The following is an 11773-nucleotide window of genomic DNA, read 5'->3' on the forward strand; positions in this document are numbered from 1 at the left end:
ACCTACTCGTATAATTTTTTTAAAATGTTTATAACAGTTTGTTCATTCGCTTTATCTGCTTTTCCCAAAATTTCATAACCATTAGCTGTTTTTCGGTAAAATACTCTTGCACCATTCCTTCCTCTCAGATAAGATACATCCTTAAATAAATTCTTGCTACCTAATCCAGGGTTTTCATTTCCTTTTAACAATTCATCAATAAGGTGATCCGCTTCTTGTTGTACACGCTCATTTTTTCCCATTTCTTCTACAGCTTTTACAAGGCGCGGGTCTTTATCAATACTAGAAGTTAACTCAGTCTTAGAATCCCCCTTTCCAGAATTCTGTGCCTTATCTAAATTATCATACGCTCTCTGCTTAATCGCTGCTATATTATATAGCCCTGCTCCCAATCCAGCTCCTGCTGCTCCAGCCACTTCTATTTCAAATATCATTCCCCCACTTAATACCATCTGTATTACACCAATATCTCCGCTAAATGACGCACTCATTATAGGTGCTGCCGCCGGCAACAGTTCTATAAATGCTGCAATCCCAGCTGCTGTCATTCCACTGTTTGCAATCATATCACCTATATATTTACCATAATAGTAAGATTCCCTATCCAGTAAACTATCCACCAGTAAATCTTCAGAACCAGTCAGCTTTTGAAATTGATCCAGCATTGCTTTTGTTCTTGTATCTCCAAAGCCATACTGGTAAGCCAATTCCATATCAATACCCATAATCATACTTAAATAATATTCTTCATCTATTTCCTGGCAATAGGTAATATCATTACTGTCTTCCGCTCTTTTTATTGCAGCTTTGATATGAGCGTCATTTTTGCTAGATTCCAGTAGAACTAACTCACCCTCCTTCCCAAATATTAAATCTAAAAGTTTTCCTTTAATATTATCGACTAATTTATCAAAAGTCCTGCTTATTATTCCTTTGGGAATACCTACTTGAGTATGGTCACTTGGATCAATATAATTCAACGGACTATTCTTCGTATATGCATACCGGTTCAGTGTCAATGGGTCGTTGATATCTCCCAAATACGTATCTTCCTGGAAGAATCTCCCTATCTCTGCATTATAATACCTCGCTCTTAAGAATTCAAGCCCGCTATTCGGGTTGTAGCTCTCCACATTATACCCGTAGAAATCCGTATGCTCCGTACTTCCCAGTGTCACCTGCCCGTATGGGTCATACTGGTACACACTCGTCACCATTCCGTTCTGCCACGTATTCGCCGTTACACTTCCACGGCCGTCATACAGGTAATAGCTTGTTTCGTTGCATACCAGGTCGCGGGCCTCCGTCCATATATCATTCCTTGACAGTCTCTGCCTTCCATTGTAGCTGTAGCTTTCCGTTGCCCCGCTGTTCACCGTATACGCAGTCAGGACCTCGGTATACTGCCGGTTCGTATCATTCACATACTCCGTCAGATCATAAGCCCGTCCCGTTGCAGAGCAGATATAGCTGAATAAATCGCCTTCCGCCGTTAAGCTTCCATCCTCATTCTTATTATTCTCCGGCATGAAGACTTCTCCACTCACATTCTTCCCATAACCGCATTCCGCATCCGGATTGTAGTTCAACTGGAATGTCCGGTTTCCGTCTCCGTCATAGGCTGCCGCCATCAGCAGCTTCTGCTGGTCCTTCACTGCCTTCAGACGGTTCTCTGTATCGTACTGATACGTTACTTCGGCGCGGTTCATCAGGCACTCCTGCGTCAGGTTGCCGTTGGCATCGTACTTGAAGGTATACCGCTTCGTCAGATTTCCTTCACAGACTACTGCTCCAACCATCTGATTATCCGCATTGTACGTATAGGTGGTCTGATCTGTCCGGTATTCGAATACCTCCTGCTTCTTTACCCGGGTGCGGTTTCCTACGGAGTCATATTCGTATGTATATACCGTCTTATCGAACATGCCTTTATCTTCTTTACACTCTATGAGTTCCCCGTTATTGTCATACTTGAAGGTTCTCTTTGTGGTCTCCCATACCGGATTCTGGTTCTGCCACGGGTTATCTGATACGTGGACGCATTCTCCGTCCGGTCCGCCTTTGTGGCCGTAATCCTTATTCGACACAAACAGGCACTCTTTGGCTGTCTCACTCACGATCAGTCCGGCATCGTCATACGTGTACTGATAGTCCGAGATCAGAAAGCCGCAGGAGCAGAGATTCTCCGCCTCCACGATCTGGTCGCGTGCATTATAAGTATAGCTGCTAGTGCTTCCGTCTGCGCGTTTCACCTTTGTCAGCCGGTTCAATGGGTCATAGCTGTAGAAGGTTTCTCTTCCGTCACGGTCCACGATCTTCGTGATGTTGTCGTTTTTATCGTAAATATACTCTACCGTACCATTATCCGGATAGATGATCTTCTGCAGATTGTCCGCCTCATCATAGACGTACTCCACGGTTTTTCCGGAGCCGTTTGTGGCCGAGCTTTGCTAAGTAATACACTGCTGTTATCGGTAAGGATTATTTTATCATTATGAATCACATTGATCTGCTGCATATTTACCAAAAAACTCTTATGTACACGGATAAATTGATAGGGCGTTAATTCTTCCTCCAATTTTTTTAGGCTGCCGCACATGCTATAAGTTTTGTCTGTTGTTTTAATTGTAATCAAATGTCCAATGCATTCGATATACAGAATGTCTTTATAATAAACTTTTTGTGCATTTACCACATAAAATAATTCATTATAAATAATGCGCGCAAAATACTTATCAATTGCTTTTTTCAAATCGGCTATCAGCGCGCTCTTACGCATAAACCAGAATGTATCGTATTCATATGACTGAAAAACCAGGCTTTCATGAGAAGAGACGAAAATCAATACTATATTTGGATAACTCTTTTGCATTTTCCCGGCCATGGAAAAACCGTCCATTCCCGGCATCTCTATATCCAGAAAGAGGATGTTGAAATTTCTGTTTCTAAGCTGTGACAGGCATGTCTGGCCATCTGAAAAGTCTTCAATATCAGCTTCCTCGCCATGACTCTCTATCATTTTATAAACTGCATTCTTAAGTAATAATCGGAAATCATTATCATCATCACAAATGGCAATTGAAATCATATTATTTCCTTTCCCCTTGCAAAGAAATATGGTAATCCTCCATATCCTCCTGCCCGGTAAGTTACAGATCCGTATCTTTTACTCTCTCAATAAACTCAAGCATCAGCCATACATCTTTTTCCGGCATCGAATAAATATTATCAATTGCTTTTTGCTGCATTAGCGAAGTGTTATTTCTATCATTAAAAAATTCCATTGGCGTAATTCCAAGATACTCACATATATAAAGGAACTCACTCATTGACGGAAGCGTCCTGCCAGAGGTGATACTACGAATATAGCTGGTGCTGTGTCCTAAATCCAGGCTCATCTTTCGCTCTGAGACCTGTTTTTCTTCTCGTAATCTGGAAAGCCGACTACGTATAAATTGCTCATTCATTATAATACCTCCTGATAATAATCATAATTCACGATAAAAGTATTTTCGAGCGTTTGTAACGCCTTTTTTTCATGTAATCAGACGTTTTAAACACTCACCTACTTATTAGTTAGTCGTTTGTGGTATCTATAATGAAACGAATTTTTTTTAAATATTTTGTACCGGCAGCTCTCAGACATCATTTTTACAGGGAATCAATTAAAAAAGCTGAGTGAAATCACTAAATAATCAGTAATTTCACTCAGCCAGCTTACCACAACCGCAGCTTCAATCCGCAGAAAATAATTCCTTACTGCCTGCCCCTACATCCCATGCGCCTCTCTCCACGCCTTCACTTCCTCCAACCTCTTCTTCGCCGCCTTCTCATTCCCCTCTTCCGTAGGCACATAGTACGTCCTGTCTTTTAAGGAGTCCGGCATGCACTGCATGGCGGCGATCCTGTCCTCTGTCTGGTGGGCGTACTGATAGCCTTCCCCGTAATGCAGCTCCTTCATCAGTCCCGTCGGCGCGTTGCGGATCACTAAGGGAACCGGCTCTGCCAGCGTGTGCAGGGCATCCTCCCTGCAGTGTTCGTAGCCCGCGTAAGCGGAGTTGGATTTCGGCGCCATGGACAGATAGATCACTGTGTGCGCCAGATTGACGTTGCACTCAGGCATCCCGTTAAAATGGCAGGCCTGATAGGCGGAGACCGCCAGCGTAAGCGCCTGGCTGTCCGCCATCCCGATATCCTCACTTGCAAAACGGATCAGCCGCCTCGCCACATAGAGCGGATCTTCTCCGGCCTCCAGCATGCGGGCCAGCCAGTAAAGCGCCGCGTCCGGATCACTGTTTCTCATGGATTTGTGAAGGGCCGAAATCAGATTGTAGTGCTCCTCGCCATTTTTATCATACAGGAGGGACTTGCGGCTGGTACACTGTTCCAGCACTTCGGGAGTCACGGTGGTCTCTTCCGCGCTGATCTCCCCGTTTAGGACTGCCATCTCCAGTGTATTGAGTGCCGTTCTCGCGTCCCCATTGGCAAACTGGGCGATCATCCGGAGCATGTCCTCTGTAATCCCGATCCTCTGATCCCTCAGCCCGAGCGGGCTCGTTAAGGCATGGTGCAGAAGAATTACCAGGTCATCCGTCTGGAGCGCCTGGAGCACGAAAACCTTGCATCTCGAAAGAAGAGCCGCGTTAATCTCAAACGAGGGATTCTCCGTCGTGGCTCCGATGAGGATAATACTCCCCTTTTCGACATACGGAAGAAATGCATCCTGCTGGGCCTTATTAAAACGGTGGATCTCGTCCACAAATACAAGCGTGCGCAGACCCATATGGCGGTCCCGCTCCGCCTGAGCCATCACTTCCTTAATTTCCTTAATTCCGCTTGTAACGGCGGAAAAATCCACGAAGGAGGCCTTTGTCCGGTTGGCGATGATCCTGGCCAGAGTGGTCTTTCCCACACCGGGAGGTCCCCAGAAGATCATGGAACACACCATGTCCTGATCAATAATCCGGCGCAGCACCTTTCCCTCACCCAGAAGGTGCTTCTGGCCCACAAATTCCTCCAGCCCCGTTGGCCTCAACCGGCTTGCCAGCGGACCCACGGCAGCCCGGTCGTCAAAAAGCGATAATTGTTCCATCCTGTCTCAACCACCTTTTTCATTCGATCATATGTTTCGTTTCTATTTTACCATGGCCCAAACGAAAGATCAAACGCCATCTCACAGATAAAGAGGGACCGTTTTAAGAATATTCCTAAAACAGTCCCTCACTTTTTATTCTGTTATTCCGTTGACCCTGACACCATTTTTGTCAACTGTGACACCGTCCGGCGTCACAGTATCGGCCAGCATTTTCCCGGATTCATCTAAGTAATACCACTTTCCGTCCGTCTGTACCCAGCCGGTCTTCATGGCTCCGGATTCACTCATATAATACCAGCAGCCCTTTTCTAAAACCCAGCCGGTTTTCATGGCTCCGGACGGGCTGAAATAGAACCAGTGGTCCCCGGTATTGACCCAGCCGGTCTTCATCGCCCCGGACGGACTGCAGAAATACCATACATTGTTTAAATGAATCCAGCCGGTAATCATCCGGCCGTCAGCACCGATCCAGTACCACTCTCCGCCGACTTTGATCCACTCGCTCTGCGCATAGGTCCCGTCTTCCTTTTCAAAGCTCCAGACTCCGTCCTTTGCTTTCCAGGTTCCGCTCGTCTCTTCCGGATCCTTCCACACACTGTCTGAGGAATCTTCCTGCTCCGGCGTTTCTTCCGGTTCGCTGCTGTCCGTTGTTTCTTCCGGAAGCGTTCCGCCCGGTGTTTCATCAGGCAGCGTCTCTTCCGGTGTCTCAGCAGGCGCCGTTTCACCTGGTGTTTCTTCCGGCGTCTCATCCGGAGTTGTTTCTTCCGGTGTCTCATTCGGCGTTTCGTCGTCTGACGTCTCCCGCTTAACCGTATAATCATCCTGGCTTCCAAACACGGTGAGCGTTCTTTCTGTATAGTTCTCATCCGCCGTTTTACAGCCGCCTGGCTCAACCGAAAACGTCACATCACTGTCCGCATTGACCACAATGGTTCCAAGGTTTAACGCTGTCCCCTTTTTCAGTATATCATCTGCTGCACCTGATACGTAGATCGTCAGGGTCCCGTTGCTCTGATTATAGCGATACGTCTTAACCGTAACGTCCGAATTGTTTTTTAAATCGCTGTCGAACTTAAATTTGATATCCTCTATCCCATCCGGATCATCGGAGGCCACTCCGAACTGAATCTGGAAGGTTCCTGCTTTCTGCACGTCCTCCCGTGCAGAAAGCATAACACTTACTTTTACCTCATTTTCGCTGGTTCCCTTTTCCCATGTGACAAACCGGTATTCCTCCGCCGGCGTAGTCATGATTCGGCCAAACGCTGCAAGAAGGATCAGGATTCCCAGCAGGCCAATTACTACTTTCTTATTCATAAGTCGCTGCAACATATTTTCTCCTCCCGTACGTTCAGTCCTGTGCTTTTATCTCGATCACCGGTAATTTCTCCGGCATATCGACAAACAGAGTATTGCTGACAAGGCGTTCTCCCCTGTTGTCATGTGCGTTGTCTACCCGGTAGAGCTCCGCTCTCACACGTTTTGGAAGAGCGTCTTTTTTAAAGTTCCCGGGTTCGATATAATAGATCCAGGTTCCGCTGCTGGTCTCACCCAGTTCTCCATGCTCCGGCACTTCCGCAAAGATCATCTGGGCCGCCGATATATTTCCTGCTTCATCGGTACCGCCCACAATCTTTCCCTGCTCATCATACAGCAGGACCACATTGTACGCCGGGTTTCCTTTGTACGTACCTGTAAATATAAGGGAACCCTCCGGAATAACGGCTTCTCCGCTCTCTCCATGTCCCGCATGGTAGTCCTCTTTCAGAATACCGATCGAATCCGTCTGACCAAAGTCAATGTCGTCTCCGGTCTGTCCCAGCAGGTCAATCTCCGAAATGGATATATCGGTTCCCTTCTGATCCACCGCCGTAATCCTTACGTATGAGGTGTCATAGGCGTACAGCCATGTGTCATCATTCTTGTTAAAATAGACGGTCTCACTGCCGTTCACCAGCTGCCCCTGCGCTACGGAGAAGGTTCCGGCCTTAACCTGGGTCCAGGAACCATCTGCGCCGGTATCGCTGATCTCCACTTTAAAATTACCGATCGGGCTTCCGGCCGCGTTATCCGCATTACTCAGTTTATACGTAAGACCGGTGATGGTCTCTTCCCTGTTTAAGTGAATGGTAACAGATGCCGCCGGTGCCTTTCCGTTACTGCCTGCCACAGTTTTTCCTGTATAGGTGGTTCCCGCATCGTTATCGATGACCTTTCCGATCGCCTCCATGGTTACCGTATCCGGGTTGATCTCCTCATCCACCTTGTCCTCTGCAGAGACCATGTTCGTGGTTACGGTCCAGTCTGATTTATCAATCACGCCGCCGTGGGATACTTTAACCGGCTCCAGTACCACCGGTTTTGTGGCATTTAAGTACTTATCGTAACCTACTACTTCATAGGTGAAGACCCTGTTGTTAACAGTAGAAACAGAATCCACAAATTCCGTCTGGTCCGCAGTCACGAAGCCTACCGGTTTCTTCTCCACATGGCTCTTGATGGTTTCGGAACGGTAGATTTCGTATCCCAGCATCGCCTCCGGCTTTTTAGACTGGCTTGCGAGATGGATCGTCACCTCATTGGAATTCTCTATGTAGCTTAAATCAGCCTCGACCACAGTGCTGGCTGCAACGGAACCATCTTTTCCGTTCTTCAGCACGTATGCCCTTGCCTCATCGTTTACAAACCAGATCGCTCTTGTCTCTTTTTCAAACTGCTGCGCATACTTCTTTGTCGTCTCGTCAGGCACCATACCCCAGCGTTCGAAGAACTCCAGAATATTCTTTTCCGCCGCCGCACACGCCAGACGCATAAGCTTGTTGTCCACGTCTCCGCTCAGGCTCAGTGATACTCCGCCCGGCTTCGGCGCCGCTTCTGTATTTCTTACGTAGGAGTCCACTCTGGCAAAAAACAGGTTGTTAAACTGATCCCGGTACTTATCGTACGTTTTATAGTTGTAACCTCCCATATCGTATGCCAGATGAAGCTGCCAGTATAATCCCAGCTGTGTAAACACATTGGAGGAGCGCCCTGTGACGCCCGAAGTCACCTTCTTATAAACCTCCGGATACTGGAACCGCACACTGTCATTGGTGTCATGAGCCTGCGCCAGCACGGAGAAATAGTTATTTGTAATCTCGGCTATGGCATAAGCCCCTTCATTGATTTCATGGCCGATCTCGTGGGCAATTCCCCAGCCGAAGTATTGACCGCTTTCATATCTGCCTTTCGGATCCGCCTTCACCGGAACGCCCCTGGTAAGCCCCGGTATGGACCCCCATTCGATTCCGATATGAAGTCCTCCCGCATACATGAACGCGCCTGCAAACATTCTCTGATAGCGCAGATTCAGCCGGCTCACCGGCAATTTGTTCTTCTCACCCGCATCGGGATCACTGCTCAGTCCCTTATGCTGATAGAAAAGATTCACCATCTCATCAGCCGCCGTCAGGGACTGATACAGCTGCTCCGCCTTTTCCTCCACAGTTCCGCCTGATAATCCGGCGAGAATCTGCTGGGAGGAAACGGAAAACATCATATATTTTGTTACAATATCCGTAGCGCCCAGAATACAGTTCTTCTTTGCAGAGCTCCAGTCTCCGTCATGCGCTTTTTTGTGATTTTCATGCTCTGTCTCCAGATTGGCCGCAGTGGCTTCCAGTTCTTCCACATATTTCGTCACCAGGGCTCTCGCTGCATTGGAATCAGATGCCATCGTCACATTAAGCGCCGGTATCTGATGTCCGCCGCTGACTCTCACGCTGTAGCGTTCTTTGCCCTGTGCTCCGGTGTATTCGACGTAAAGCTGTCCGCCCTGTTCCACGTCGAGATCCGTGATCTTCGGAATGGTGATTTCATTGATTCCTGCTTTCAGCATGCCGATTGTTTTTGACCATGCACTGGACTCTCCATGGTACTGGGTCGCGATCAGGCGCAGATTCGTGCTGTCTCCCGTCTTCTTCTCCGGGCTTCCCACATAGACCATCACCGTATCTCCGGCCATGGCCGTGACGCCCAGCGGCTGCCAGGCATTTAATCCGCCGCCAAAGGTAATGCTGCCGTCTGCCTTCTTCGTCACCTGGTTGTCTATGGTCAGAATATCGGCCAGGGCCTCATCCTTCAATATCTGCTCCGCCGTAGTAAGCTCTCTCTCCAGAATCTCCTTCTTCGGATGGAGTTCCCCGCTCACCTCGTCTTTTATCTCCAGACGCGCCCTCAGACCGTCAATACTCTCCTGCGTTACCCCTTCCTTTAAGGACAGGTGCATATCATCTGCAAACAGATCGTACACCTCATGCTCGATCGGATCATAGTAATAGAATTTCATCTCCGCAATACTGATCCTGCTGGACGGGCCATAACCGGTAGTCAGTCTGACCTGGACCCGGTCTGTCGTAACCGGCTGACTGGTCTGGAACTCATAATATGTTTTCCCGTTAGAGCTGGTTTTTCTGCTGAATGTACCGGCCGCCTGCACCTGACTGTTTTTTCCCTCAGGCCAATAGAAGAAAGTTGCATCGGTGTAAGCAAACTTCTGAGCCTGATCCGGGATAATAACCACGGTATCCATCGTGTAACTGTCGTCGAGGGTCACGGTCGGTGATTTTGATTCACCGGGATAGACGCAGCCTGCATCCCAGTCGTTGCGCACCCACGCGGATACTGCGTCGTTGTCTGCAACTGCAAACTCGCTGTCTGCAGTTCCCCCATGGTTGTTTACCGCCTTGATGTGTTCGGTTCCGCCGTTCTCTCCGGCCACATTGATCAGCTTGTAGTTTGGTGTTACCGGGGCATTGACGCTCTCGGTCGTTCCGCTGTAATGCATGGAGGGCGCGCTTTCCCCTATTTTATTTGTACCTGTCAGATAAATATCGTACTTTGTTTCGTCCTTTAAGTTCGGAATCGTCTGACTGGTATTTTCAATGTTGTCGATTCGGATATAGCTTCCGTCTGCATCGTCGTACTCCCGGTAAAACAGGGAGTAGCTGTCCGTATCCTTCATCTTTTTCCAGGATACATCGAGGCTGCGGTAACCGCCCTTCACCGTGATTCCCTCCGGCGGATCCGGCCGTTTGGACGCCTCCGGCGTAACCTTTACCGACTCACTGTAACCGCTTTTCCAGGCTCCGTTCACAGACTGCACACGCACGGTGTACTCTTCCCCGTTGATCAGGTCCTCATTTTGAATTGACTCGACGCTTAAACGGTTCTCCGATACCGGGATGACAGCGGTTTTGATTCCGCTTTTCACCCTGCCGGTCACCTCTGCCTCGTACCCGGTTACATTGACCGCGCGCTTCCAGGTTAAGTCAAAGGACTCGCTGCCGGCCACCGCATTCAAGTTCTCCGGAATGTTCATCTCCGGCTCCGGAATTCTGTTTTCCATATTGTTTAAGAATTCCACTTTGGATATTTCAACCAGCGTGGCTTCCTTTTCCAATGCAGCAGTCACCGTGATCGTCACCTTTTTGATCGCCACCTGTCTTCCCAAATCGATGACAATGGTCCTTCCGGCGGCTGAGTCCTCTGCCCCGCTTCTGGGTGACGCGCTTCTGAATGCCGCACGCGCCTTTGCGCCCGTCTGTCTGACCGTCACTCCGTTCTCTATTTTAAAGACGACGGGATCGTCTTCACCCTCACATTCAACGGTCACAAAGCCGTCCTTGATTGTGTTGCCGGAACCGATGACCGGCTGGATTGTAAAGCCTGCTGCCGTTAAGCCCTGCTTCATCTCCGCGCTGACCTCAACTGGCGTTTCCGGAGTAATTGCCGTCTCTTCCGCTGTCTCCAGCTTCAGCGCCTCGCTGCTGTTTCCAGCAAACACTTCCTTAAGCGTATCCACGGAAAATACTGCGTTGCTGGAGGATGCAGTAACAGCGTCCGGATTCACCAGGGCCTGGCTTGTTACAGTCGCTTTTGTATTACTCTTATTTTTATAAAAAATCGTAAAGTACTGGAGATCAACGAGATCAACTTCCCCGTCCCCGTTAAAATCGCACCGGGAATCCGTGGAGTTACTCTCTGCCTCGTCAATGGCATCGATCAGTTCCTCCATATCCTCGTCGTCGATCTGTCCGTCTCCGTTCACATCGCCCATCCGGATTACGCCAGGCATCTTATTCCCGGTATAGCCGCATTTTTCCGGGTAGTCGTTTAAAAGCAGGATCGACGCCCGGTCGCCGTTAATTGAAATATTTTTCTGTATGTAATCCTCATACCCGCCGTTTAACGATTTCACCAGAAGCTGGTACTTTCCCCTGGGAAGATCCGTAAACGTATAGCTGCCGGAGGAATAGACCCCGGCTGACTCCACGGCCTCAAACTGCAGGGTGCCCTGATCGGACAGTTCCTCATCCTTCGTCAGAAATAATTCCCATTCCGCAGCCCTCTGCACGGGAAGGACTCCACGAATTTCGACCTTTAATTCCCCATTTTTTCCTTCACTTTCATTCTCTTTCCATGCGCTGGAAGGACTCGCCGATACACTGTTCGACGGTGATGCCACTCCCCTCTGCCCGAAATCAGCAAAACTCGTCATCAGACTTGCCGGTCCCTGCAGAATCAGGCACAGGGCAAGCAGACATGCGGCTGCTCTCTTCATACGTGTTTATCCTCCTATTTCCCATTAAAGTTACATTTTATCATTTTTTCCGAATTTTATCAATATTTCTGTAACTT

The 11773-nt window shown here is 48.5% G+C and carries 6 protein-coding genes; all 6 read right to left on the minus strand.

Going from position 1 to position 11773, the window contains the following annotated elements:
• Positions 1 to 2: 2 nt before the first annotated feature.
• A complete protein-coding gene (locus tag NE473_RS16905; RefSeq protein WP_055651121.1) occupies positions 3 to 2417 on the minus strand; it encodes an RHS repeat domain-containing protein in 2415 nt (804 codons plus the stop codon).
• The gene (locus NE473_RS16910; protein WP_055651122.1) at positions 2351 to 3088 is read right to left on the minus strand and encodes a LytR/AlgR family response regulator transcription factor; all 738 of its coding nucleotides are present in this window, start codon (positions 3086 to 3088) and stop codon (positions 2351 to 2353) included. Before NE473_RS16910 ends, NE473_RS16905 begins: the two co-directional genes overlap by 67 nt.
• 61 nt (positions 3089 to 3149) lie before the next feature.
• Positions 3150 to 3467: a helix-turn-helix domain-containing protein gene (locus NE473_RS16915; protein WP_022031933.1), complete on the minus strand. Its 318-nt coding sequence runs from the start codon at positions 3465 to 3467 to the stop codon at positions 3150 to 3152.
• Positions 3468 to 3769: 302 nt separating this feature from the next.
• A complete protein-coding gene (locus tag NE473_RS16920) occupies positions 3770 to 5092 on the minus strand; it encodes a replication-associated recombination protein A (RefSeq protein WP_055651123.1) in 1323 nt (440 codons plus the stop codon).
• A gap of 135 nt (positions 5093 to 5227) precedes the next feature.
• Positions 5228 to 6427, minus strand: a complete 1200-nt coding sequence (locus NE473_RS16925) for a PspC-like choline-binding domain-containing protein (protein ID WP_055651124.1) — start codon at positions 6425 to 6427, stop codon at positions 5228 to 5230.
• 19 nt (positions 6428 to 6446) lie between these two features.
• The gene (locus NE473_RS16930; protein WP_055651125.1) at positions 6447 to 11696 is read right to left on the minus strand and encodes a fibronectin type III domain-containing protein; all 5250 of its coding nucleotides are present in this window, start codon (positions 11694 to 11696) and stop codon (positions 6447 to 6449) included.
• Positions 11697 to 11773: the final 77 nt, after the last annotated feature.

Origin of the sequence: Hungatella sp. SL.1.14 (assembly GCF_024460495.1) — a bacterium.
GTDB lineage: Bacteria > Bacillota > Clostridia > Lachnospirales > Lachnospiraceae > Hungatella > Hungatella hathewayi.